Source organism: Advenella faeciporci (assembly GCF_014652395.1).
Classification (GTDB): domain Bacteria; phylum Pseudomonadota; class Gammaproteobacteria; order Burkholderiales; family Burkholderiaceae_B; genus Advenella; species Advenella faeciporci.
This window is the reverse complement of the sequence record NZ_BMYS01000001.1, coordinates 265,919-289,581: the sequence shown is the minus strand read 5'-3', so window position 1 is coordinate 289,581 and position 23,663 is coordinate 265,919. Positions and strand designations below refer to the sequence as shown.

The following is a 23,663-nucleotide window of genomic DNA, read 5'->3' as shown; positions in this document are numbered from 1 at the left end:
ATTGTGATGAATGGGTCATGAGCGGTTTTTTGGCGGGATAGACTCAAAGATGACCCTTTTCTGCCAGGGAAACGGCTTTTTCTGCTGCCACGATCAGGTGGTCCAGCAGTTTGATATCCACCAGTTGAAGCGCTTTTTGAATATGTTTGGTCAGGGAAATGTCGGCCATGCTGGGCTCGGGAATGCCCGAAGGGTGGTTGTGGGCAATAATGACAGCCGCTGCATGGTGTTTCAGGGATGATTTGACCAGTTCCCTTGGATATACAGAGGCTTGCGAAAGTGTGCCTTGTGATATTTGTTCGCTGCAAATAAGGCGGTAACGGGTGTCCAGGTAAATGGCCATGCAATGTTCCACATTCAGGTGGGCCAGTTTGCTGCTGCAGTAAGCCTTGACCTTATGGGGGTGATCCAGGGCGTTGCGCGATTGCAGTTCTTCTTCCAGGGAGCGTTTGGCCAGTTCGTGAATGGCCAATAATTGGCAGGTTTTGGCATTGCCAAGGCCTTTTACCTTTTGCAACAGGGCAATGTCAGCGGCCAGCAGGTTGCGCAGTCCGCCAAATTCGTTTAACAGCCTGGCACCAAAATTAACCGCATCGCAGCCACTGGTGCCGGTTCGCAGCACAATGGCAAGCAGTTCGGGGGTGGTTAACACTTCCGGGCCATGACTGATCAGGCGCTCTCTTGGGCGTTCCTGGTCGGAAATAAAGCGATAAGTTGACATAACAGTTAAAATGGTTATTTTCAGACACCATTAAGGTGACAGATTTTGATCGGGAAGTCAGAGAAAGTGAATCATATTGTCCATGCCAATTCTTATTTAACCCTGCATTACCGTATTACCCTGGCTTCTGGTCCGGGGGCGGGTTCCGTATTTATGGATACCTTTACCGGTAACCCTGCCACGCTTCTGATGGGGTCCAATCAGTGGTTGCCCGCCATGGAAGAGCCCTTGCTGGGCAAACAAGAGGGTGATGAATTCAGCTTTACCCTTACGGCCGCACAGGCTTATGGAGAAAGAAACCCCGAGCTTTTGCAGCGCGTGACCAAAAACATGCTGGCTGAACATGCCGGAGAGAACGCCACGTTTGAAAGTGGAGACATGGTTGAGTTCACGGCACCCAATGGCGGGCGCTACTCCGGTATTTTCAAGGAGTGGGGGGATACCTGGGCGTTGTTCGATTTCAACCATCCCCTGGCAGGCCTTGACCTGAAAGTGGATGTGTCCTTGTTGGGAGTCATGTAATGACAGCGGGAATGGAAATTCTTCTGGCTGACCCCAGGGGGTTTTGTGCCGGCGTTGATCGGGCCATTGATATTGTGGTCCGTGCCCTTGAGTTGCATGGGACTCCCATCTATGTCAGGCATGAAATCGTGCATAACCGTTTTGTGGTGGAAAGCCTGCGCAAGCAGGGTGCCATTTTCATTGACGAACTGGATGAAGCGCCTGCTGGCGCAATTGTCGTGTTTTCGGCACATGGCGTCTCCAAGGCAGTACGTCAGGAAGCGCAAGACCGCGGTTTGAAAGTTTTTGATGCGACCTGTCCGTTGGTGACCAAGGTTCATGTTGAAGTCAGCAAAATGCATGCCGAGGGCCGGGAAATCATCATGATCGGGCATAAGGGCCATCCTGAAGTCGAAGGCACTTTGGGGCAGGCCAAGGGACAGATGTATTTGGTGGAAACTCCCGAGGACGTAGAAAACCTGGTGGTGGTAAATCCCGATAACCTGGCTTTTGTTACCCAGACTACCCTGTCTGTTGATGATGCGGCCGTGGTTTCCAATGCCTTGCGCAAGCGGTTTCCCAATATTGTGGCGCCCAAGAAAGCGGATATTTGCTATGCGACGCAAAATCGTCAGGATGCCGTTAAAATGATTGCGCCCGAATGCGATGTTTTTTTTGTGGTGGGCAGTGTAAACAGTTCCAATTCAAATCGTTTGCGCGAGGTGGCCGAGCGTTTGTCTTGCCCGGCCTATCTGATAGACGGTGCCGAGGCTATCCAGCCCGAGTGGCTGGAGAACGCGCGGCATATCGGCATTACGGCAGGAGCATCCGCACCCGAAGTGCTGGTGCAGGAAGTGATTGCCCGTTTGCGGGAGCTGGGTGCGGTATCAGTCCGGAAAATACAGGGTGCCGAGGAGAACGTGTCGTTTCCTTTGCCTAAAGAGTTGTCACGTAAAAAATAATCAGGAGATATTCAGGATGAAGTTATATGGCTATTATCGCAGTTCGGCTGCTTATCGCGTCAGAATTGCGCTTAACCTGAAAGGGCTGGAATATGAGTCCGTGCCGGTTCATCTGTTAAAAGACGGCGGCCAGCAATTAAGCCATACCTACCGGGAGTTGAATCCCACCGCACTGGTGCCTACTTTCACTGACGACAATGTCAGTATTGGCCAGTCACTGGCAATTATCGAGTATCTGGAAGAGGCCTATCCGGGTACTTTCCCGCTGTTGCCCGATACCTATGCGGCACGTGCCAGGGTGCGTTCACTGGCGCAGTTTATTGCCTGCGACATTCATCCTTTAAACAATTTGCGGGTGTTGAAGTATTTGACCCGCAATCTGGGGGTCAGTGATGAAGCCAAAAATGAATGGTATTTGCATTGGGTGCGTGAGGGGTTTGATTCGCTTGAAAAAATCCTGGCTTCATCCAGTCAGACAGGTAAGTTCTGCCATGGCGATACCCCCACCCTGGCTGATATCTGCCTGGTGCCGCAAGTGGCCAATGCCCGCCGGTTTAATCTTGACTTAACGCCTTATCCCAGTATTGTGCGCATTGATGCAGCCTGCAATAAGGAAGAGGCTTTCATTAAAGCAGCACCGGCCAATCAGGCTGACGCCGAATAAGCAAGCCGCAGGAGGCGGCCGGTTTCAAACAGTGGCAATCCCATCACGCCACTGTAACTGCCCGAGATACGTTCAATAAATAGGGAAGCCAGGCCCTGTATCCCATAGGCCCCGGCTTTGCCGTTTCCTTCACCACTGGCGCAGTAGGCATTTATTTCCTGTTCCTCAAGGAGCTTCATGCTTACTTGGGTTATAGAGACATCGGTAAAGTACTGTCCCTGCCAGGCTACTACAATAGCGGTATGCACCTCATGGGTTTTGCCTGACAGCAGGCCGAGGATCCTGGCGGTGTCTGCATCATCAACGGGTTTTCCCAATACCTGGCCATCAAGAATGACGCAGGTGTCAGCGGTTAAGACGGGCTTGGGGGCAAGCTTCTGCCCTTCAATAAAGTGGCTGGCACGAACGGCCTTGTCCATCGCCGTGCGCTGTACATAAACATGGGCCGCCTCACCCGGGTGTTGCGGTTCGTCTTCACCCGGGGGTGTTGGGACGTGCAGGACTTCATGGGGCAGGTTAATCTGGTTCAACAGTTCGTGGCGGCGCGGGCTGGCAGAGGCCAGGTAAATCGAAGGAGGAATTCCGGGAAGCATATCGGGTAAGAAGTTCAGGCCCTGTGATAGGGGTGGTTAACCAGGATGGCCCAGGCCCGGTAAAGTTGCTCGGCCAGGACAATACGAACCATTGGGTGGGGAAGGGTTAAGGAAGAAAGCCGGATCATGCCGGAACAGCTTTTTTTCAGGTCGCTGTCCAGGCCATCGGGGCCACCAATCAGAAAGACGACATCCTGCCCGCCACTGCGCCATTGCTCAAGGCGGGAAGACAGATTCATGGTGGTCAGGTCTTTGCCGTGCTCATCAAGGGCTATCCGCAAAGCGGAAGCTGGAATGGCTGACTCTATACGCCTGGCTTCCGCCTGCATCATTTGCTGTGGTGTTTTCCCGGTGGTGCGGGGTTCAGGTTTGATTTCTTTCAATTCGATGGCGCAGTCGGCCGGCATGCGCTTGGCATAATCTTCCCAGGCGGTTTCCACCCAGGCCGGCATTCTTGTGCCAACAGCAATCACAATCAGTTTCATGCCTGGGCTTTAGATATTGGGGTCGTAGGCCTGGTCGGGAGAAATGACAGGGGGTACCTGGGTGGATTGGGGTAACAACTTGACGTGTACCGGTTTGTCACCCCAAACGGCTTCAAGGTTGTAGTACTGGCGGATGGCCGGTTGCATGCAATGAATGACGATATCGCCAATATCCAGTAACACCCATTCACCGGTATCCATCCCTTCAAGGGCGATAATTTGTATTCCATGTTTGCGCACGGCATCAGAGACGCTGTGTGCCAAAGAACGGGTTTGGCGGTTTGAGGTGCCGCTGGCAATAATGACGCGATCAAACAGGCTGGTCAGATGGGTGGTGTTGTATACCTTGATGTCCTGGGCTTTGACATCTTCCAGGGCATCAATAACAAGGCGTTGAAGTTTTTGTAATTCCATAATCGTTCTGTAGTAATAATCTTAATGATTCAAGTGTAAAGTTTGTGTTGCCTGATGTATTCAAGGACTGGTTGTGGTATCAGTTGGCTGACATCCTGCCGGTTTGCAAGACGCTGGCGAATATCGGTAGAGGAAATATCCATGGCTTCAAATGATAGTGTAATCAGTTTTTTGCCTTTTTGTTGCAATTTTTCAGCCAGTGGTGGGGGGACTTCGCAAGGGTGGGTGTTTCTTTGGGCCACCACCAGAGTCACGTGATTGATAATCTCTTCCCATTGGTGCCAGCTGCAGAAGTTGGCCAGTTGATCGCTGCCCAGTAGCCAGTAATAGCAGGCGTTAGCCGGTAATGCCCTTAGAGTGTCTATGGTATAGGTGGCGCCTTCACGGGCAATTTCAATATCATTGACAACCATGCCGGGATAATTGGCAATGGCCAGCCTTAGCATCTCAAGGCGTTGTTGGCCGCTAACCGGCAATGCCTGTTTTTGCCAGGGATTGCCGGCAGGAATAAGCTGCACCTCGTCAAGCGACAGCGTGCTCAGGGCGGTTTGTGCCAAAGCCAGGTGTGCGTAATGCACTGGATTGAAGCTGCCGCCAAGAAGCCCTATTTTTTTCATCAGAGCCAGTCTCGGGGCGTCAGGAAAGTGTAAAGCCGGGCTTCAGCCGAACCCGGTTCTGGTGTCCAGTCGTAGCGCCAGCTGGCAGTGGGTGGCATGGAAAGCAGAATGGATTCGGTGCGCCCACCCGATTGCAGGCCAAACAGGGTACCCCTGTCCCAAACCAGATTGAATTCGACATAGCGACCGCGGCGGTAAGCCTGGAAATCCCGTTCTTTTTCACCAAAAGGCAAATGCCTGCGCTTTTGCACAATGGGCAGGTAAGCTTGCGTGAATGCATTGCCGGTGGCCTGGACCAATGCAAAAGACTGTTCAAAGCCCAGGTCGTTCAGGTCGTCAAAAAAAACGCCACCCACACCGCGGGTTTCATTGCGGTGCTTCAGGAAAAAGTAACGGTCGCACCATTCCTTATATTCCTGGTAGCGTGTTTTGCCAAATGGTGCAAGCGCATCATGACAGGTTCGGTGGAAATGACGGGCATCGTCTTCAAAGGCGTAGTAGGGGGTCAGGTCCATGCCGCCGCCAAACCAGAAGACGTCCTTTTCGTCTGGTTGGCTGGCCTTGGCCACGAACATCCGGACATTCATGTGGGTGGTGGGGATATAGGGGTTGCGCGGGTGTAAAACCAGTGAAACCCCCATGGCTTCCCAAGAGCGGCCAGCCAGTTCGGGTCGGTGTGCGCTTGCCGAAGGCGGGAGCTTTTCTCCCATGACGTGGCTGAACAGCACGGCACCGCGTTCAAAAACATGGCCGCCCTCTATGTAGCGGGACAGGCCGCCACCGCCTTCAGGGCGTTCCCAGGCATCCTGGGAAAAGGCAAAGCCGTCTTCTTTTTCAAGTGCTTCAACAATGGATGCCTGCAATGAACGAAAATACTGACTGACCTGGTCTAGGGGAATGTGCTGCATATTACTTTAAAGCCCTCCAGGCAATATCGCTACGATATTGCTGGCCGTCAAACTTGATTTGTTTAACAGTTGCATAGGCGGTTTCGCGCGCCTGTTGCACAGTGTCTCCCAGCGCCGTTACACACAGTACCCGGCCACCTGAGGTGAGGAGCTGGTTATCTTGCAGTGTGGAACCGGCATGGAAAGTCACGCATTCTTTTTGTGCCGCAGGAATGCCGGTGATGACATCGCCGGTGCGGGGTGTGCCGGGATAGTTGTACGAGGCCATCACAACGCCCAGCGCAGTACGTGGATCCCAGCTGATGCTGGCCTGGTCAAGCTTGCCTTGTGCCGCTTTCAACAGGGTGTCGGCATAATCGCCTTGCAGGCGCATCATGATGGGCTGTGTTTCAGGGTCACCCATGCGGCAGTTGAACTCAAGCACCTTGATGCTGCGTTCTTCGTCGTTGCCATCGTCAATCATGAGACCGGCATACAGGAAACCTGTGAAGGTGATGCCGTCTTTTTCCATTCCCTGAATGGTTGGGTAAATGACTTCCTGCATAATGCGCTCATGCAGACGGTCGGAAACGATAGGCGCGGGTGAGTAGGCGCCCATGCCACCGGTATTGGGGCCCTGGTCGTTGTCAAGCTGGCGCTTGTGATCCTGGCTGGTTGCCATGGGCAATACGTTTTTGCCGTCGCACATGACAATGAAACTGGCTTCTTCGCCAGCCAGGAAGCCTTCAATGACGACCCGGGCACCGGCTGCACCCAGGCTGCCATCGCCCAGCATGGCATCAACGGCATCGTGTGCTTCTTGCAGGGTTTGGGCAACGACCACCCCTTTGCCAGCCGCCAGGCCGTCGGCCTTGACAACAATGGGCGCACCCTGTTCGTTGATGTAGGCGTGTGCTTCCTCGGGCAAGGTAAAAGTGGCGTAAGCCGAAGTGGGAATGTTGTGGCGTACCATGAAAGCTTTGGCAAAATCCTTGGAGCTTTCCAGCTGTGCGGCAGCCTTGGTGGGGCCAAATACGGCCAGGCCCTGTTCGCGGAACAGGTCAACCACACCCGCAGCCAAAGGCGCTTCGGGACCCACGACAGTCAGGTCGATGCCTTCTTTTTTTGCAAAGGCGGCCAGTTCATCAAGGTTGGTAATGGCCACATTCTTGAGTAACGGATCAAGCGCGGTGCCCCCGTTGCCAGGTGCCACAAAAACATCGCTTACCTGTGCGGACTGGGCAATACGCCATGCAATGGCGTGTTCACGGCCGCCATTACCAATAACGAGTACTTTCATTGTAAAATTTTCGCTTTATTCTTCTGTTTCATCAAAAACAGCGGTTGTATAAACTTCTTGTACGTCATCAAGACTTTCAAGCTGGTCAAGGATTTTTTGCATTTTGCTGGCATCGTCACCGGTCAGCAGGGTTTCATTCAGGGGTTTCATGACGATGGCTTCCATTTCGGGCTTCAGTCCGGCTTCAGCGAAAGCGTCCCGTACAGCGGCATATTGCTCGGGTGCGCAAACCACTTCAACCATGCCATCTTCATCGGTCAGGATGTCATCGGCACCGGCTTCAAGGGCGACTTCCATGATTTTTTCTTCGCTGGTGCCCGGTGCAAAAATGAATTGCCCACAATGCTGGAACATGAAAGCAACCGAGCCATCCTGACCCAGGTTGCCACCGTGTTTGGTTAAGGCATGGCGAACGTCGGAGACGGTACGTACACGATTGTCGGTCATGCAGTCGATAATGATCGCAGCACCATTGATGCCATATCCTTCGTAGCGGATGGATTCGTAGTTGTCGCCATCTGCACCACCTGCGCCACGGGTAATGGCGCGCTGGATGTTGTCTTTGGGCATATTGGCAGCGGTCGCTTTATCCCAAGCCAGTCGCAAGGCAGGGTTGGCACTGGGATCTGGGCCGCCAGCACGTGCTGCAACGGTAATTTCACGAATGATTTTTGTCCATATCTTTCCGCGTTTGGCATCCTGGCGACCTTTCCGGTGCTGGATATTTGCCCATTTACTATGTCCGGCCATATCAATAACAGTTAAAGTAAGTTAATCGAATCTGAGATTTTACCCCGAGTGTGACAAACTTTTATAGAATACGGTTAGATTTTCTAATGTTTTGCACTTAACAAAGGGTTAATTATGGCAGATCCCATCCTGATAGCGAAAAATGCAAAGAATGACGTCTTTCTTTTGCCCAAGCTGGCCAACCGTCACGGTTGCATCACCGGCGCAACCGGAACCGGTAAAACCATTACGCTTCAGGTATTGGCGCAAGCCTTTTCCCGCATCGGCACACCGGTATTTCTGGCCGATGTAAAGGGCGATTTGACAGGTATTTCGCAAACAGGTGTTGAAAGCCCCAAATTGCTTGAGCGTCTGGAAAAATTTGGGCTGCCGGTACCGCAGTGGGGAGGCTGCCCCACTGTTTTATGGGATGTGTTTGGCGAGCAGGGACATCCGGTTCGTGCCACGGTATCTGATATGGGGCCTTTGTTGCTGTCCCGTATGTTAAACCTGAATGACACGCAAACCGGCATCCTGAATCTGGTCTTCAAGGTGGCTGATGATGAAGATCATCTCTTGCTGGATCTGAAAGACCTTCGGGCCATGCTGCAAAACGTCAATGACAGGGCCGCCGAACTCAGGCCGGTGTATGGTAATGTGTCCGCCGCTTCGGTGGGGGCTATCCAGCGTGCATTGCTGCAGTTGGAAACCCAGGGGGCTGACCGCTTCTTCGGTGAGCCCATGCTGGATATCCACGACCTGATCCGCTGTAATGCGCAGGGCCAGGGCATGGTGAATATTCTGGCGGCAGACAAGCTGATGCAGTCACCTAAATTATATGCCGTGTTTTTGCTGTGGTTGTTGGCTGAAATTTATGAATCTTTGCCCGAAGTGGGTGACCCGGATCAGCCCAGGTTTGTGTTTTTCTTTGATGAGGCCCATTTGCTGTTTGACGATGCGCCCAAAGTCCTGCTGGAAAAAATTGAACAAATCGTTCGTTTAGTGCGCTCAAAAGGGGTGGGGGTTTATTTTGTCACGCAAAATCCGGCCGACATCCCTGACTCGGTGTTGGGCCAGTTGGGTAACCGGGTTCAGCATGCCCTGCGAGCCTTTACGCCACGTGACCAGAAGGCGGTAAAAACGGCGGCCGATACCATGAGACCTAATCCTGAGTTGGATATTGCGCGTGAAATTACTGAATTGGGTGTGGGTGAGGCCTTGGTTTCCTGTCTGGATGCCAAAGGCAGTCCCGGGATTACGCAGCGTGTCTGGGTTTTACCACCGGCCAGCCGAATGGGGCCAGCCACTGATGCAGAGCGTTATTCTATTCGCAACCTGTCGGGTTTTGCCGGAAAATACGACACCCTGATTGACAGGGAATCGGCGTTTGAAGTGCTTGCGCGTCGTGCCGAGCAGAAAAACGCTGAAGCAGCGACCCGCGTCCAGGCTGGAGATGAGGGCCTTTGGGGGGCGGTCAAGGAAATGATGATTGGTTCCACCGGACCGCGTGGCGGGCGCAAGGATGGCTTGGTTCAGCAAGTGGCCAAGGGGATGGTCAGGGATACGGCCAGAAAGATGCTGCGCGGTGTGTTGGGTTCGTTAATCGGCAAAAGCGGAAAACGGTAGTTTTTTATGGCTGAACGATGAGTGCTTGCCTCGTGGCTTTGGCCTGTCACACTGATATTCAGCCATTCATGCCGTTTTCCTGGATGGATTTTAAAATATTCGGATTGGCATTCAATAACATACGGGTTAACAGGCTTTTCAGCAACTCCACCTCTTGCTCGGTAAAGCCTTGCAGGTGATGGTTTAAAGCCTGGGCAACCGAAGGGAGCAGTTTTTCATTGACCTGTTTGCCTTTTTCGGTAAGTGTCAGTTTGATGACCCGGCGATCCTGCTCGCTACGCTGGCGGGTCAGGAACCCTTTGGCTTCCAGTCTGTCAAGCGTGCGTGTCATGGCGCCGGTATCCACTTCGGCAATACGGGCCACACAGGCGGGGGTATCCGCCTTGCTAAGCCCGATAATGGCAATAGGGTGCCATTGCGTGGCAGTCAGACCCAAAGGTGCCATGTTTTTTTCAATCATGTCATGAATGGAAAAATGGACCAGACGAATCAGATATCCAATGTTTTCCTGACCACGGGGAACGTCTTCAGGTTTGATTGTGAAGGCTTTTTCTGGTTGGGATAGGGATATTTTTTTGCTGTTCATTGTATTTATGGTTATATTTGCTTAGGCAGATACTGTCAAAGTATACTGTTTTTTTTATCGATTATTGTTGATATATATTGAATAATTGTTTTTATTAACTATCATTCTAGTAAATTCTTTATTAATCATAAGTGGAGTTAAACGTGGGTATCACATCAAAAGCCATTCAAATTGAGACACATGGTGGTCCTGAGGTCATGAAACTGATGACCCTTGATGTTCCGGAACCGGCCGATAACGAAGTGCAAATCCGCCAAAAAGCGGTTGGACTGAATTTCATTGATATTTATTTCCGCACCGGTCTTTATGCCAGCCCGCTGCCGCATGGCCTGGGGTTTGAGGCTTCTGGTGTGGTGGAGGCAGTGGGTAAAAATGTTGCCCACCTGAAAGCGGGAGACCGTGTGGCATACGGCCAGAGCCCACTGGGTGCCTACGCCGAGGTGCGCAACGTGCCCGGCCATCAGGTGGTGAAAATACCTGATGGCATTTCTTTTGAAGAGGCCGCTGCCGTCATGCTAAAGGGTCTTACAGTTCAGTATCTGTTCAGGCAGACCTATCGCCTGCAAGAGGGTGAAACCATTTTGCTGCATGCGGCCGCCGGTGGTGTTGGGCTGATTGCCTGTCAGTGGGCCAAGGCCTTGGGTGTCAAATTGATTGGTACGGTGTCCAGCCCCGAAAAGGCCGATATTGCCAGGGCCCATGGTGCCTGGGCAACTATTAATTACACGAATGAAAATGTGGTGGAGCGTGTGCTGGAGTTAACCAACGGCAAGAAAGTGCCTGTAGTTTACGACGGGGTGGGTAAAGATACCTGGGAAATTTCCCTTGACTGTCTGCAGCCTCGTGGCCTGATGGTGAGCTACGGCAATGCGTCGGGTCCGGTTACCGGAGTTAACCTGGGAGTGCTGGCTACCAAAGGTTCTTTGTATGTGACCCGTCCAAGCCTGGGTGCTCATGTGAACACTTTAGAGAAAATGCAGGCAGCAGCCGATGAGTTGTTCCAAATGATCACCAGCAAGAAAATCAAGGTGCAAATTGACCAGCGTTATCCGCTGGAAGAGGTGGCTGAAGCCCATATTGCGCTGGCTTCACGCAAAACCACGGGTGCCACGGTACTGACCCTTGACTGATTGTTCATATTATTCATTTTTTAAAGTTTGATATTTAAAGGAAGAGGCAAGGCAAATGCAGAAGGTTCAGCTGGGAATAAGCGATTTAATGGTGACAGATGTTTGTCTTGGAACCATGACATTTGGTGAGCAGGTGGATGAGAAAACTGCATTTGAGATCCTTGACCGGGCGGTAGGGCAGGGCATTAATTTCCTCGATACCGCCGAAATGTATTCGGTGCCTACCCGCAAAGAAACGTATGGGGCTACGGAAACAATCCTGGGCAATTGGTTTGGACGCAGTCCGGTGCCCCGTTCGGAAATCGTGCTGGCAACCAAGGTGGCCGGCCCTTCAAGGGGTACACCCTGGATTCGGGAAGGTACGGGCTTGACCGGCCAGGATATTATCGCTTCTTGTGAAGGGAGCCTTAAACGCCTGAAAACCGATTACATTGACCTTTACCAGATACACTGGCCCGAGCGACATGTACCGGCTTTTGGCCGGCGTTATTTTGATCCCGATAAAAAGCACGAACCGGTTACAACGATAGAAGAACAATTGCAGGCCCTGGATAAACTGGTAAAGGCAGGGAAGGTACGCTATATCGGCCTGTCCAATGAAACACCTTATGGCGTTTCCGAGTTTATCCGTCTGGCTGGCCAGATGGGCTTGCCCCGTGTGGCCACCATCCAGAACCCGTATTGCCTGTTGAACCGTGCCTATGAAAACGGGCTTGATGAAATGTGTTACCGGCACAAGGTGTCATTGCTGGCGTATTCACCATTGGGTTATGGCCTGCTTAGCGGCAAGTATGACCAGACCGGCACGACCGGGCCAGGTGCGCCGGCTGAAGCACGTATTACCCGTTATGAGTCTGTGCAAAAGCAGCGCTGGGGAAGACAGGCCTGCCTGGAGGCGGCCAGGGCTTATAATGCTTTTGCCCGTGAACTGGGCTTAAGTCCGGTTCAGCTGGCCCTGGGATTTTGTAACAGTAAATGGCAGGTGGACAGCACTATTATTGGTGTCAGAACGCTGGCGCAGCTTGATGAGGACATCAGCGCCATGCAAACCCGCCTTGACGCTGATGTGTTGGCGCAACTGGATGAGATGCGCCAGAAGTATTACGATCCTGCGCAGTAAGCACGCACGCGTTCCACTTCATTTTTAGAACCCAGAACCACGCCAACCCGCTGATGCAGTTCGGTTGGCTGGATATCCATAATACGATTGACGGAATCGGTGGCCATACCGCCGGCCTGTTCAACAATAAAGCTCATGGGATTGGCTTCGTACATCAGGCGCAGTTTGCCTGGTTTGTTGGGCTCACGCGAATCCCATGGGTACATGAAAATGCCGCCACGGCTTAAGATGCGGTGCACATCGGCCACCATCGAAGCCACCCAGCGCATGTTGTAGTCTTTGCCCAGCGGCCCGGTTTTGCCAGCCAGACAGTCATCAATATACTGGCGAACCGGTGGTGCCCAGTGCCGCATGTTTGACATGTTAATGGCAAACTCCTTGGTGTCTGCCGGAATCTGGATGTTTTCATTGGTGAGCATCCAGGTGCCGGTTTCACGGTCAAGGGTAAAGCCAACCACTCCATTGCCCAAAGTAATCACCAGCATGGTTTGTGGCCCGTATACGGCGTAGCCGGCCGCTACCTGCTGGGTGCCTGGCTGAAGGAAATCCTCTTCGTTGATTTCACGACCAGAGGATTCGGCAGGTGCTTTCAGGATAGAGAAAATAGTACCAATAGAGACGTTCACATCAATGTTGGAGGAGCCGTCAAGGGGATCAAACAGCAGCAGGTATTCGCCTTTGGGGTAGCGATTGGGGATTTTATGGATGGTTTCCATTTCTTCAGAAGCCATGGCCGCCAGCTGGCCGCCCCATTCGTTGGCTTCAAGCAGGATTTCATTGGACATGACGTCCAGTTTTTTCTGGACTTCGCCCTGGACGTTTTCAGATTCCAGGCTACCCAATACACCGCCCAGGCTACCTTTGCCAACGGCGTGCCCAATGCTTTTGCAGGCGCGTGCAACCACTTCGATAAGCAGGCGTACTTCTGCCTGCAATGCGTTATTCTGGCGTTGTTGTTCTACCAAATATTGCGTCAGGGTCTTAAATTTCATTCTTGCAGATTCCTCAGGTTTCAGATATTCAATGCTTTGGATACGATTTCAAATACGTTTTTGGACAGGCCGGGATGCGCTTCAACGCGTTTAAGGGCTTGCTGCATACCGGCTTTCAGGGCAGGCGCATAACGGGACCAGTTGTCCATGACACGGGCTAAACGGGCAGCAATTTCAGGGTTGATGCCGTCCAGGGCAATCACCTGGTCGGCCCAGAATGCATAGCCCGAACCGTCGCTCTTGTGCAGTCCTTCTGTGTTGTTGATGCAAAACTGGAAGATCAGGGAGCGTGCACGGTTTGGATTGCGCAGGTTAAAGGCCGGGTGTGCCATCAGGCCCAGGATGGTTTGTGCGTTGGTATGGCGGGCATTGGCCTGCAGGGCAAACCATTTGTCGACAACCAGCGGGTCATGTTGCCATTGTTCATAAAATTGGGCCAGGGCTTCATCACGCTCATCGCCTTCATAATGGCTGACCAGTGCGGAAAGCGCACCAAGACGGTCGGTCATGTTGCTGGCATTCTGGTATTGCGCAAAGGCGGCCTGGATGGCTGACGGGTTCTGGATAGACAATAAATAGGCGAGTGCCAGATTTTTCAGACTGCGACGGCCCGCGCTGATGGCATCGGGGCTGTAACGTCCGGGGGTTTCATTCTGGCCAAGGGTTTGCTGCCATAAATCCAGCAGGCCATTGGCCAGTTTTTCACGAACAAAATCGCGAGCCCGGGCAATAGCCACGGGTTCAATCGGTGTCATGCGCTCGGCAAGGACTTTTTCCGAAGGCAGGGTCAGTAACCAGGCGCGATAACCGGCATCAAGGCTTGGGTCAGTCAGGTTGGTTTGCCAGACTTGCAGCAGGGCAGGGTCCAGTTCCGGCTGTCCGCCCTGCGCCAGGAGGGCGGCAATGCGCAGCAACTCATTTGAGCTTAGTGCCTGTACGGCTTCCCAGCGTGCAAAAGGATTGCTGTCATGGGCGCACAAAATCGCCAGTTCCTGTTGGTTCCAGGGATAATCCACAATGACCGGTGCCGAAAAATCGCGCAGTAATGAGGGAATCGGCCGTTCGGAGATCTGGTCGAAGTGCCAGGTCTGGCTTTCTTCTATCAGTTCAAGCAAAACAGTGGTTTGCGGGCGGCCTTCAAATTGCAGCATGAGCGGCTGGCCAGACTGGCTGATGAAACCCATGGAAAAGGGAATATGGAAGGGCTTCTTGACAAAGCCGTTTTGCAGTTTTTCAACGCCAACCGGTGCGCAGCTTTGTGACAGGGTAATTGAGCAACGCTGTTGCGCTTCATTGTAAGCAAGCTGTACCGTTACCCGAGGCGTACCGGCCTGTGAATACCAGTTCCTGAACAGGGACAGGTCTTTGCCCGGATTGCGTTGGGTGTAAACCGATTCCATGACATTGATGAAGTCATCACAGGTGACGGCCTGGCCATCATGACGACTGAAGTATTCATCCATGCCGGCACGAAAACCCTCTTCACCCAGCAAGGTGTGCTGCATGCGAATGACTTCAGCGCCTTTTTCGTAAATGGTTGCCGTGTAGAAATTGGCAATTTCCTGGTAACTTTCAGGGCGGATGGGGTGGGCCATAGGGCCTGCGTCTTCGGGGAATTGGGCGGTTCTTAAACGGGTCACGTCGTCAATACGCTTGATGGCACGGGCACTGGCTGCCGCAGAGGCATCCAGATTCCTGGCCATCATGTCTGCGGAAAACTCCTGGTCGCGGAAAACCGTGAGCCCTTCTTTCAGGCTAAGCTGGAACCAGTCGCGGCAAGTAATACGGTTACCGGTCCAGTTATGAAAATATTCGTGGCCAATGACCGACTCAATGCCTTCATAGTTGGCATCGGTGGCGGTATTGGGGTCGGCCAGGACATAGGCGGCATTGAAAATATTAAGCCCTTTGTTTTCCATGGCGCCCATATTGAAATCGCGCACAGCCACAATCATGAAGCGGTCAAGGTCCAGTTCAAGGCCAAAGCGCGCTTCGTCCCACTTCATCGCATTTTCCAGGGATTCAAGCGCCCATTCGGTTTGGTGTCCCGAGCCTTTGTCGCTATAAACCTGCAACAGAACTTCGCGGCCGCTTTGGGTGGTGGCGTGTTTTTCACGAATATCAAAGTCGCCGGCAACCAGGGCAAACAAATAGCTGGGTTTGCGAAACGGGTCTTCCCAGGTGGCCTGGTGGCGTCCGTCGGGAAGGTCTGTGCTGGCACACAGGTTGCCATTGGAGAGCAGGTAGGGGTAACGGGCTTTGTCGGCACAAATGGTGACGGTGTAGGTGCTCATGACATCGGGGCGGTCCGGGAAAAAGGTGATGCGCCGGAAGCCTTCCGCTTCACACTGGGTGAAAAAGCTGTTACCCGAGACATACAAACCCATCAGGGTGCTGTTTTCCTGCGGGTTGCACTCGGACACAATGCTGAGTTCGAATTGTCCTTGCAGGGAAGGAACAACCAGGGTTTGTTCGTTCAGTGAATACTGGTGTTCGCCAAGTGCTTTACCGTTAATGGAAACGGCAACCAGCCTGATGTCTTCTCCGTTCAGGACCAGATCGGCAGGCCAGTTTTCTTTGCTGCTGACCGAAAGCGTGCTGGTAATGCGGGTGGAGGTTTCGTGAAGATCGAAATGCAATGCAACATTTTCAATGTTGAAAGGGTATTCACGATAGTCGAGACGGTGTATGGTGGTGGGTGTATTTGACGACATGGCAATAAAAATTATCCTGATTAATGCGACTAATTATAGATGTTTTAAATGCTTTAAAATAATAATCATCGCTTGTGTGTCACAATGCATCATATGCCCAGTCAATGGGAATTAACCGTAACCCCAAAGCCCTGTATCATGAATACTGTCTTTTCAAAGCCAAGCTTGCGCATTTTCCCAATGGCCGCTTTCGTGCTGTTGCTGACAGCCTGTTCAACAACTCAACAATTCACGACCCAAACAACTTCTTTCCAGCAATGGCCGGCCAATGCCCAAGGGCAGCTTTACCGTTTTAATACCTATGCCGGGCAGAATCTTGAAAAAGCCAGTTATGAAAGTTTGTTGCGCAATCATATGTGGAAGACAGGACTGATTGAGGCTGCAGGCAGCCAAAAGGCCCGTTTCGAGGTTTCTTTTGATTATGGCGTGCAAAGCCGCCAGCAAATGGTGCGGGAAAACGATCCGTTTTATGATCCTTTTTTCTATCCCACTTTTAATTTTGGCTGGGGGTGGGGGTATCACCACCCTTTTTATAGTGGTGTCGGTTTTGCCATGGCGCCACAGTACCGTTATGTGCAGGCCAGTTATAATCGATACCAGCTGCACGTTTCCATCCGTGACTTGAATAACAGTGGTGCTGAAGTTTATCAGGCTACTGTATTGGCCGACTCCAATAAAGCCAGCCTGACACAGGTAATGCCTTTTCTGACCGCGTCTGTTTTTGATGGATTCCCCGGAAAAAACGGGCAGGTGCGTAAAATAAATTTTGACATTGAGAAAAATGAACGTAATTGATTCTGATATGCTAAGCCTGTCAACCGCCAAATCACTTTTGCTTGATCCCTGGGGTCTGCACGAAGGGCATCTGGCCAGTGCCTTGGGTGAAATTTTCACTCATAAGGTTGATTATGCCGATCTGTATTTCCAATACACGCGCAGCGAGAGCTGGAGCCTTGAGGAAAGCATTGTCAAAACCGGCAGTTTTTCCATTTCACAAGGTGTGGGGGTACGTGCCGTTTCAGGAGAAAAAACCGCTTTTGCGTATTCCGACGTGCTTTCCCCCGAGGCCTTGCTGTCTTCAGCCAAAACGGTCAAGACCATTGCCCGGCAGGGAGCAGGAAAAACCAAGGTGCTGGCTGGCGAAAACCGTCCTCATGATCTGTACAAAGGGGTTGATCCGCTTGCCAGCCTGTCGGCAACCGACAAGGTCAGCCTGCTGGAACGGGTTGAAAAAATGGCCCGTGCCAAAGACCCCCATGTTATCCAGGTCATGGCCGGGCTGGGCGCCGAGTACGATGTCGTGCTGATTGCGGGCAGTGACGGGCGTCTGGTTGCCGATGTGCGTCCTTTGGTGCGCCTGTCCCTGACTGTTCTGGCAGAACGCAACGGCCGCCGTGAAATGGGTCACGCCGGTGGCGGTGGTCGTTTGGGGCTGAATTATTTTTCAGATGATTTGCTGCAGTCTTATGTGGATAAGGCCGTTCATGAGGCGCTGACCAATCTTGAGGCCCGTCCGGCGCCTGCCGGCGAGATGACGGTTGTGTTGGGTTCGGGCTGGCCGGGCATTTTGCTGCATGAAGCGGTAGGGCATGGCCTTGAAGGGGACTTCAATCGCAAGGGCTCCAGCGTATTCTCTGGCCGTATTGGTGAGCGGGTTGCTTCCAAAGGGGTAACTGTGATTGATGATGGCACCATCCAGGATCGTCGGGGCTCTCTTAACGTAGATGATGAAGGCAATCCTACCCAGCGTAATGTACTGATTGAAGATGGGATCTTGCGCGGTTATATGCAAGATTCCCTGAATGCCCGTTTAATGAAAACCCCGGTTACCGGTAATGGCCGCCGCGAGTCATTTGCCCATCTGCCCATGCCGCGCATGACCAATACCTTCATGCTGGCTGGCCAGGAAGATCCGCAGGAAATTATTTCATCGGTTAAAAACGGCCTGTATGCGGTTAATTTTGGTGGCGGCCAAGTGGACATTACCAGTGGGAAATTTGTTTTCTCCACGTCTGAAGCTTATTTGATTAAAAACGGCAAAATCAGTCATCCGGTTAAAGGGGCTACTTTAATTGGCAACGGCCCCGATGCCATGAACAAGGTATCCATGATTGGCAATGATCTGTCGCTTGATTCGGGTGTGGGCACGTGTGGCAAGGAAGGTCAAAGCGTGCCTGTTGGTGTTGGTATGCCCACGATCCGCATGGATGGCTTGACCGTTGGCGGAACCGCTTAAGGTTATGCCTGAGTGTGGTGCATTAAGAACATCTTTTCATTATTTTTATTGCATTGCAGTAAATCAGGCAATATTTAAAAAAAGCTGTGCTAGGATATTAATACCATGAAGCATTTATCTGTGTCTTTTTACTTCTTTTATTTTAGTTTTTCAAAGCCTTGGGCGGAGAGAAGGACACAGCTTACGCAGTAGAAATAGCCAAATTCCTAAAAAGCCGCCAGAGAACCTGGCGGCTTTTTGTATATATATCGCCATAAACGCAAGCATTCAAAAACCTGGAGTTAACCGTGTCTTACAATACAGATGATTTACGCATTCGAGAAATTAAAGAATTAAGTCCTCCATCCCACCTGATGCGCGAGTTTCCGTGTACCACCAAAATTTCAAATGTGGTCCATGAAGCACGTGATGCCGTACACAAAATCATTCATGGCGATGATGACAGGATGGTTGTGGTTATTGGCCCATGTTCAATTCATGACCCCAAGGCGGCACTGGAATATGTAAAACGCCTGAAAGCGGAACGGGAGCGTTTTAAAGGTGAGCTTGAAATTATCATGCGTGTCTATTTTGAGAAGCCACGAACAACCGTAGGCTGGAAAGGTCTCATCAATGACCCGGGGCTTGATGGCAGCTTCAATATCAACAAGGGCTTGCGTCTTGCCCGTCAATTGTTGCTGGCCGTCAATGATGAAGGCGTGCCGGCCGGTTGCGAGTTTCTGGATATGATCACCCCCCAGTACATCGCCGACCTGGTTTCCTGGGGGGCCATCGGCGCCCGTACCACCGAAAGTCAGGTGCACCGCGAGTTGGCTTCCGGCCTGTCCTGTCCTGTTGGTTTCAAGAACGGAACCGATGGCAATATCAAGATCGCCATTGATGCCATCAAGGCGGCATCCCAGCCCCATCACTTCCTGTCGGTCACCAAAGGGGGGCACTCCGCCATCGTGTCCACCCTTGGCAATGAAGACTGTCACCTTATTTTACGGGGTGGCAAGGCACCCAACTATGATGCCCAGAGCATTAACGATTCATCAGAGCAACTGACCAAGGCAGGCCTGTCGGCCAAAATCATGGTTGATGCCAGCCATGCCAACAGTAGCAAAAAGCCTGAAAACCAGCCGATGGTCATGGATGATATTGCCCGTCAGATGGAAGCCGGTGACCAGCGTATTTTTGGTGTCATGATTGAAAGTCACCTGGTTGGCGGACGTCAGGACCTGGTTGAAGGGCAGGAGCTGGTATATGGGCAGAGCATTACCGATGGCTGTATTGACTGGGAGACCTCAGTACAGGTGCTGGAGCGATTGGCCCAGGCGGTCAAGGTGCGCCGTGCTCTTGCCGCAGAAAATGATAACTAAAACTTGCAATGTGAAATAAATACGGGCCAAATCCTTTTTGGCCCGTATTTGTATGGGATCCAGCTTCCTGGTCTCTCGTTATTAGGGTTATTTCGGTATGTCATCCCCTTATGCTGATAGGTATACTTGAAGGCAGCAGCAGGCAAGCAATGGTCTGGAATAAAGGAAAGGGACATGATGGCACAAGGGGAACCGGTAACAGGATTGAATGATTTTTCAGATTTGATTGCCGAACTGGAGAGCGCACTGCCATCTCACTGTATTTTAAGCCGGCCGGAAGAGAAAAAACCTTTCGAATGTGATGGCCTGACCTTGTTCAAGGAAATGCCGGCCATTGTTGTTTTGCCCGAAAATGAAGAACAAATTATCCATGTCCTGAAAACCTGCAAAAAACATGCCGTGCCAGTGGTTCCCCGAGGAGCGGGAACGGGTTTGTCGGGTGGGGCAACACCGCATTCACAAGGTGTTTTGCTGGGGGTGTCAAAACTGAATAAGATTCGCCATATAGACCCTGTTGCCGCCATTGCAGTGGTAGAGCCAGGCGTACGGAATCTGGCTATTTCAGAAGCCGTTGCCCAATATGGGCTTTATTATGCCCCCGACCCTTCCAGCCAGATTGCCTGTTCAATTGGTGGCAATATTGCCGAAAATGCAGGGGGTGTGCATTGCCTTAAATACGGGCTTACCGTGCACAATGTCATGCGGGTTCGCATGATTACCATAGATGGTGATATTGTTGAGCTTGGTTCAGCAGCCCCGGATTCTCCGGGTCTGAACCTGTTATCGGTCTTTATCGGTTCAGAAGGCATGTTGGGTATTGTGACTGAAGCAACAGTAAAACTTATTCCCAAGCCAGAGGCCGCAACGGTCATCATGGCCAGCTTTGATTCAATCAAGGCTGCCGGTGATGCCGTGAGGGACATTATTGCGGCAGGCATCATACCGGCCGGCCTGGAAATGATGGATCAACGGGCCACGCAAATGGTTGAGCCCTTTGTGAAGGCTGGTTATGACCTGGATGCCCAAGCCATTCTATTGTGCGAATCAGATGGGGCACCCCAGGAGGTGGAAGATGAAATCCAGCGCATGAAGGCCGTTTTTGAAAAGGCGGGGGCAGTGCGTCTGCAGGTATCAGCCAACGAGCAAGAGCGCCTGTTATTTTGGGCCGGCCGCAAAAATGCCTTTCCGGCTGCCGGACGTGTGTCTCCCGATTATTACTGCATGGATGGCACGATTCCCCGTAAGCAGATTGCCAACGTGTTAACGCAAATGGCCGAGATGGAACGCAAGTACGGCTTGCGTTGCGCCAATGTGTTTCATGCTGGAGATGGCAACCTGCATCCACTTATCCTGTTTGATGCGAATGATCCTGATGAGATCCGCCGTGCCGAGGACTTTGGTGCTGAAATTCTTGAATTGTGCATCAAAGTGGGCGGTACGGTTACCGGCGAACATGGTGTCGGGCTGGAAAAAATCAATCAGATGTGTTCCCAGTTTACCCGTGATGAGCTGGATGCTTTCATGGCCATAAAACGTGCCTTTGATCCGGAGGAATTACTGAATCCGACCAAACAGATCCCAACTCTGAACCGTTGTGCCGAATATGGAAAAATGCATGTTCATGCCGGTCAAATCAAATTTCCTGAATTAGAGCGATTTTAAGATTATGTCATTTGTTTTGAATGAACTCAGTGAGCAGGTGGTTGCCGCGGCTGCCTCGCACAAGCGTGTGCTGGTAAAAGGCAGCGGCAGCAAGGGTTTCTATGGCAATCCAGAGACCACTACATCGGAAAACATGGTTTTGCTGGATGTGACGGCCTATAAGGGGGTGATCGAGTATGAGCCTTCAGAATTGGTCATGACGGCAGCATGCGGCACGCCTTTGCATGAAATTGAAAAGCTGCTGGATGAGCAGAACCAGATGCTGCCCTGGGAACCTCCGCATTTTGGACCACAGGCAACGATTGGTGGTGCCATTGCCACAGGGTTGGCCGGTCCCCGGCGGATGGCTGCCGGTGCAACCGCCGATTTTGTGCTGGGAGTCCGGATGATGAATGCCGAAGGTCGGATATTGCGTTTTGGCGGGCAGGTCATGAAGAATGTGGCGGGATATGATGTCTCAAGATTGTTGGTGGGTTCTTTAGGCATATTCGGGCCATTAATGGAAATATCCTTCAAGGTCTTGCCCAAGCCATTGTGTGAGAGAACACTCAGGCACGCTTGTACGATTAACCAGGCCATGGATGTTTTCCGTCAGATACATGCTCGTTCCTTGGGTGTCAGTGCCAGTGCATGGGTGCCCGAGGATGGTAAAAACGGACATATGTATTTGCGGCTGTCCGGCTCTGGTGTGGCCGTTTCCCAGGCCATTGTCCAATTGCCCGGTGATGAGTTGGTGGATGCGGATGCCCGTGCTTTCTGGCTTTCGTTGCGTGAACAAACAGATCCGTTTTTCAATGACGCAACTATTTGGCGGGTTTGTGTTCCACCGCTGGCAGGCAAAATGAATGAATCCATTCCGCTGGTGGAATGGGGAGGAGGCCAGCGGTGGGTTAGACGGGTTCAGGATACCCGGCATATCAGGCATAATGCCCAACAATTGGGGGGGCACGCAACCCTGTTTCGATATCCCGGACCTGATGCCATTCCTGCTGATGGTGTTTTTCATCCGTTCAGGACCAATATAGAGGGCATTAGCCGCCGCCTGAAAAATGCGCTTGATCCCCGCGGTATCTTCAACCCCGACCGTTTAATTATAAAACTGTGAGTCAAAAGCATGCAAACCAATTTAGCCCAATGGGCCAAGGACAGTCTGGATGGTCAAGTCATTGATGAGATCTTGAGAAAGTGCGTGCATTGCGGGTTTTGCCAGGCCACCTGTCCAAGTTATCAGATTCTGGGAGATGAGCTGGATAGCCCAAGGGGACGTATTTACCTGATCAAGGAAATGGTGGAAGGGCAGGTGCCAACAGCCATTTCACAAACTCATCTTGATCGATGCCTGACTTGCCACAATTGTGAAACCACCTGTCCGTCGGGGGTTGAGTATGGAAAGTTGCTGGATATTGGCCGTGAACTTGTTGATGAAAAAGTCAGGCGTGGTTTTGCGGATCGCCTGAAACGCAAAATGCTGGCCAAAGGATTGAATTCAGCGCTCTTCGGTTTATCAGTACGTGTCGGGCGGCGTTTCCGGTCTGTCCTGCCCGAAAGGCTGGCTGGCAAATTGCCAGTGGCCCGTGCGGCAGGTCGGCGGCCTGCCACCATGCATGCACGCAAGGTTTTGCTTCCAATGGGGTGTGTCCAGCCTGATTTGATGCCCTCAATTGATGCTGCCAGCATTCGGGTATTGGATGCGGTGGGTATTTCCGCCTATGAATTGCCGGCCAGGGCATGTTGCGGCGCTGTTAATTTTCATTTGGGTGAAGCCGGTTCTTCCCTGCAGCAAATGCGACACAATCTCGATACGTGGGTCCCATTGCTGAAGGACGGCAAAATAGAGGCGATTGTCATGAATGCATCGGGTTGTGGCGCTTTTGTGAAAGAATACCCATTTCATTTGAGGCATGATCCTGTCTATCTGGAAAAGGCAAATTATCTTGTAGACCATGTCAAGGATCTTGCCGAGATATTGGCGCCTCATGCGGTCGAACTTGGGAATAAGCTTCTCAATAAATTGCCCGGTCCAGTTGCTTTTCATCCTCCATGTACCTTGCAGCACTGGCAGGGTTTGCGACCGCTAACCGAAAAACTGCTGGCTGAAATGGGTTTCAAACTGACGGCCTTCGGAGAGTCCAATCTGTGTTGCGGTGCCGCTGGTACCTATTCACTGTTGCAACCTGAGATTGCCTTGCCATTGCGTGACCGCAAGCTGGCCGCAATAGGCAGCGCCAGGCCGGTGAATATGATCATTACCTCTAATATGGGCTGCATGTCCCATTTGCAAAGCGGTACTTCTAAACCGGTCAGACACTGGATTGAAGTAGTTGATGATGGCTTAAGTACTTAAGCCCTAAAATGATGATTCA

At 51.9% G+C, this 23,663-nt stretch carries 23 protein-coding genes; 12 read left to right on the top strand and 11 right to left on the bottom strand.

The features are described 5' to 3' along the window. Positions 1-43: 43 nt before the first annotated feature. Positions 44-721 carry a RadC family protein gene (radC, locus tag IE074_RS01370; protein WP_189383641.1) on the bottom strand — a complete coding sequence of 226 codons (678 nt, stop codon included), beginning with the start codon at positions 719-721 and terminating at the stop codon, positions 44-46. A 45-nt stretch (positions 722-766) separates the two neighbouring features. Here radC and IE074_RS01365 point away from each other — a divergent pair, with 45 nt between their 5' ends. From IE074_RS01365 to maiA, 3 genes are read left to right on the top strand one after another with little or no spacing between them, the layout of a single operon-like run. After that, positions 767-1,243 (top strand): FKBP-type peptidyl-prolyl cis-trans isomerase, encoded by a 477-nt coding sequence (locus IE074_RS01365; RefSeq protein ID WP_189383640.1) that lies wholly within the window; start codon positions 767-769, stop codon positions 1,241-1,243. Further along, positions 1,243-2,184, top strand: coding sequence for a 4-hydroxy-3-methylbut-2-enyl diphosphate reductase (ispH, locus tag IE074_RS01360; protein WP_189383639.1), 942 nt, complete (start codon positions 1,243-1,245; stop codon positions 2,182-2,184). The genes IE074_RS01365 and ispH overlap by 1 nt, the downstream gene beginning before the upstream one ends. Positions 2,185-2,200: 16 nt before the next feature. Next, positions 2,201-2,848, top strand: coding sequence for a maleylacetoacetate isomerase (gene maiA / locus IE074_RS01355; RefSeq protein WP_189383638.1), 648 nt, complete (start codon positions 2,201-2,203; stop codon positions 2,846-2,848). On the opposite strand, the gene IE074_RS01350 is transcribed toward maiA, so the two are convergent. The 7 genes from IE074_RS01350 to IE074_RS01320 are packed head-to-tail and all read right to left on the bottom strand — an operon-like array spanning position 2,830 to position 7,894. Further along, positions 2,830-3,441 (bottom strand): Maf family protein, encoded by a 612-nt coding sequence (locus tag IE074_RS01350; protein ID WP_189383637.1) that lies wholly within the window; start codon positions 3,439-3,441, stop codon positions 2,830-2,832. The genes maiA and IE074_RS01350 overlap by 19 nt on opposite strands. Positions 3,442-3,455: 14 nt before the next feature. Continuing rightward, on the bottom strand, positions 3,456-3,926 hold the full coding sequence (rlmH, locus tag IE074_RS01345) for a 23S rRNA (pseudouridine(1915)-N(3))-methyltransferase RlmH (protein ID WP_189383636.1): 471 nt from the start codon (positions 3,924-3,926) through the stop codon (positions 3,456-3,458). 9 nt (positions 3,927-3,935) lie between these two features. Next, a complete protein-coding gene (gene rsfS / locus IE074_RS01340) occupies positions 3,936-4,340 on the bottom strand; it encodes a ribosome silencing factor (protein WP_189383635.1) in 405 nt (134 codons plus the stop codon). A 29-nt stretch (positions 4,341-4,369) separates the two neighbouring features. Further along, complete coding sequence (gene nadD, locus IE074_RS01335; protein WP_189383634.1) at positions 4,370-4,957, bottom strand: nicotinate (nicotinamide) nucleotide adenylyltransferase; 588 nt, start codon at positions 4,955-4,957, stop codon at positions 4,370-4,372. Continuing rightward, on the bottom strand, positions 4,957-5,865 hold the full coding sequence (hemF, locus tag IE074_RS01330) for an oxygen-dependent coproporphyrinogen oxidase (protein ID WP_189383633.1): 909 nt from the start codon (positions 5,863-5,865) through the stop codon (positions 4,957-4,959). The genes nadD and hemF overlap by 1 nt, the downstream gene beginning before the upstream one ends. A gap of 1 nt (position 5,866) precedes the next feature. Beyond that, positions 5,867-7,144, bottom strand: coding sequence for a phosphoribosylamine--glycine ligase (gene purD / locus IE074_RS01325; RefSeq protein ID WP_189383632.1), 1,278 nt, complete (start codon positions 7,142-7,144; stop codon positions 5,867-5,869). Between the two features lie 15 nt (positions 7,145-7,159). Beyond that, positions 7,160-7,894, bottom strand: coding sequence for a YebC/PmpR family DNA-binding transcriptional regulator (locus IE074_RS01320; RefSeq protein ID WP_189383631.1), 735 nt, complete (start codon positions 7,892-7,894; stop codon positions 7,160-7,162). A 114-nt stretch (positions 7,895-8,008) separates the two neighbouring features. Here IE074_RS01320 and IE074_RS01315 point away from each other — a divergent pair, with 114 nt between their 5' ends. Continuing rightward, entirely contained in the window at positions 8,009-9,499 is a 1,491-nt protein-coding gene (locus IE074_RS01315) for a helicase HerA-like domain-containing protein (protein ID WP_189383630.1), read from the top strand. Between the two features lie 58 nt (positions 9,500-9,557). On the opposite strand, the gene IE074_RS01310 is transcribed toward IE074_RS01315, so the two are convergent. Beyond that, positions 9,558-10,085 (bottom strand): MarR family winged helix-turn-helix transcriptional regulator, encoded by a 528-nt coding sequence (locus IE074_RS01310; RefSeq protein ID WP_189383629.1) that lies wholly within the window; start codon positions 10,083-10,085, stop codon positions 9,558-9,560. A 143-nt stretch (positions 10,086-10,228) separates the two neighbouring features. Here IE074_RS01310 and IE074_RS01305 point away from each other — a divergent pair, with 143 nt between their 5' ends. After that, a complete protein-coding gene (locus tag IE074_RS01305; RefSeq protein WP_189383628.1) occupies positions 10,229-11,215 on the top strand; it encodes a quinone oxidoreductase family protein in 987 nt (328 codons plus the stop codon). Between the two features lie 55 nt (positions 11,216-11,270). Beyond that, positions 11,271-12,335 carry an aldo/keto reductase gene (locus tag IE074_RS01300; RefSeq protein ID WP_189383627.1) on the top strand — a complete coding sequence of 355 codons (1,065 nt, stop codon included), beginning with the start codon at positions 11,271-11,273 and terminating at the stop codon, positions 12,333-12,335. Here the strand turns inward: IE074_RS01300 and IE074_RS01295 are convergent. Then, entirely contained in the window at positions 12,317-13,327 is a 1,011-nt protein-coding gene (locus tag IE074_RS01295) for a class 1 fructose-bisphosphatase (protein WP_189383626.1), read from the bottom strand. The genes IE074_RS01300 and IE074_RS01295 overlap by 19 nt on opposite strands. Positions 13,328-13,347: 20 nt before the next feature. Next, a complete protein-coding gene (gene pepN / locus IE074_RS01290; RefSeq protein ID WP_189383625.1) occupies positions 13,348-16,041 on the bottom strand; it encodes an aminopeptidase N in 2,694 nt (897 codons plus the stop codon). A gap of 138 nt (positions 16,042-16,179) precedes the next feature. Here pepN and IE074_RS01285 point away from each other — a divergent pair, with 138 nt between their 5' ends. The 6 genes from IE074_RS01285 (at position 16,180) to glcF (ending at position 23,644) form a co-directional block, all read left to right on the top strand. Next, positions 16,180-16,836 carry a DUF4136 domain-containing protein gene (locus IE074_RS01285; protein ID WP_189383624.1) on the top strand — a complete coding sequence of 219 codons (657 nt, stop codon included), beginning with the start codon at positions 16,180-16,182 and terminating at the stop codon, positions 16,834-16,836. Continuing rightward, the gene (gene tldD / locus IE074_RS01280; RefSeq protein ID WP_189383623.1) at positions 16,823-18,277 is read left to right on the top strand and encodes a metalloprotease TldD; all 1,455 of its coding nucleotides are present in this window, start codon (positions 16,823-16,825) and stop codon (positions 18,275-18,277) included. Before IE074_RS01285 ends, tldD begins: the two co-directional genes overlap by 14 nt. A 287-nt stretch (positions 18,278-18,564) precedes the next feature. Continuing rightward, entirely contained in the window at positions 18,565-19,638 is a 1,074-nt protein-coding gene (gene aroG / locus IE074_RS01275; RefSeq protein ID WP_189383622.1) for a 3-deoxy-7-phosphoheptulonate synthase AroG, read from the top strand. A 174-nt stretch (positions 19,639-19,812) separates the two neighbouring features. Continuing rightward, positions 19,813-21,300: an FAD-linked oxidase C-terminal domain-containing protein gene (locus tag IE074_RS01270; RefSeq protein ID WP_189383621.1), complete on the top strand. Its 1,488-nt coding sequence runs from the start codon at positions 19,813-19,815 to the stop codon at positions 21,298-21,300. 4 nt (positions 21,301-21,304) lie between these two features. Continuing rightward, positions 21,305-22,405, top strand: a complete 1,101-nt coding sequence (gene glcE / locus IE074_RS01265; RefSeq protein WP_189383620.1) for a glycolate oxidase subunit GlcE — start codon at positions 21,305-21,307, stop codon at positions 22,403-22,405. A 9-nt stretch (positions 22,406-22,414) separates the two neighbouring features. Further along, on the top strand, positions 22,415-23,644 hold the full coding sequence (gene glcF, locus IE074_RS01260) for a glycolate oxidase subunit GlcF (protein WP_189383619.1): 1,230 nt from the start codon (positions 22,415-22,417) through the stop codon (positions 23,642-23,644). The last annotated feature ends 19 nt before the right edge of the window (positions 23,645-23,663 follow it).

Excerpts from the sequence above, each read along its gene's own strand:
- radC (WP_189383641.1), bottom strand. The coding sequence starts at position 721 with ATGTCAACTTATCGCTTTATTTCCGACCAGGAACGCCCAAGAGAGCGC.
- ispH (WP_189383639.1), top strand. The coding sequence starts at position 1,243 with ATGACAGCGGGAATGGAAATTCTTCTGGCTGACCCCAGGGGGTTTTGT.
- maiA (WP_189383638.1), top strand. The coding sequence starts at position 2,201 with ATGAAGTTATATGGCTATTATCGCAGTTCGGCTGCTTATCGCGTCAGA.
- IE074_RS01350 (WP_189383637.1), bottom strand. The coding sequence starts at position 3,441 with ATGCTTCCCGGAATTCCTCCTTCGATTTACCTGGCCTCTGCCAGCCCG.
- rlmH (WP_189383636.1), bottom strand. The coding sequence starts at position 3,926 with ATGAAACTGATTGTGATTGCTGTTGGCACAAGAATGCCGGCCTGGGTG.
- rsfS (WP_189383635.1), bottom strand. The coding sequence starts at position 4,340 with ATGGAATTACAAAAACTTCAACGCCTTGTTATTGATGCCCTGGAAGAT.
- nadD (WP_189383634.1), bottom strand. The coding sequence starts at position 4,957 with ATGAAAAAAATAGGGCTTCTTGGCGGCAGCTTCAATCCAGTGCATTAC.
- hemF (WP_189383633.1), bottom strand. The coding sequence starts at position 5,865 with ATGCAGCACATTCCCCTAGACCAGGTCAGTCAGTATTTTCGTTCATTG.
- purD (WP_189383632.1), bottom strand. The coding sequence starts at position 7,144 with ATGAAAGTACTCGTTATTGGTAATGGCGGCCGTGAACACGCCATTGCA.
- IE074_RS01320 (WP_189383631.1), bottom strand. The coding sequence starts at position 7,894 with ATGGCCGGACATAGTAAATGGGCAAATATCCAGCACCGGAAAGGTCGC.
- IE074_RS01315 (WP_189383630.1), top strand. The coding sequence starts at position 8,009 with ATGGCAGATCCCATCCTGATAGCGAAAAATGCAAAGAATGACGTCTTT.
- IE074_RS01310 (WP_189383629.1), bottom strand. The coding sequence starts at position 10,085 with ATGAACAGCAAAAAAATATCCCTATCCCAACCAGAAAAAGCCTTCACA.
- IE074_RS01300 (WP_189383627.1), top strand. The coding sequence starts at position 11,271 with ATGCAGAAGGTTCAGCTGGGAATAAGCGATTTAATGGTGACAGATGTT.
- IE074_RS01295 (WP_189383626.1), bottom strand. The coding sequence starts at position 13,327 with ATGAAATTTAAGACCCTGACGCAATATTTGGTAGAACAACAACGCCAG.
- pepN (WP_189383625.1), bottom strand. The coding sequence starts at position 16,041 with ATGTCGTCAAATACACCCACCACCATACACCGTCTCGACTATCGTGAA.
- IE074_RS01285 (WP_189383624.1), top strand. The coding sequence starts at position 16,180 with ATGAATACTGTCTTTTCAAAGCCAAGCTTGCGCATTTTCCCAATGGCC.
- tldD (WP_189383623.1), top strand. The coding sequence starts at position 16,823 with ATGAACGTAATTGATTCTGATATGCTAAGCCTGTCAACCGCCAAATCA.
- IE074_RS01270 (WP_189383621.1), top strand. The coding sequence starts at position 19,813 with ATGATGGCACAAGGGGAACCGGTAACAGGATTGAATGATTTTTCAGAT.
- glcE (WP_189383620.1), top strand. The coding sequence starts at position 21,305 with ATGTCATTTGTTTTGAATGAACTCAGTGAGCAGGTGGTTGCCGCGGCT.
- glcF (WP_189383619.1), top strand. The coding sequence starts at position 22,415 with ATGCAAACCAATTTAGCCCAATGGGCCAAGGACAGTCTGGATGGTCAA.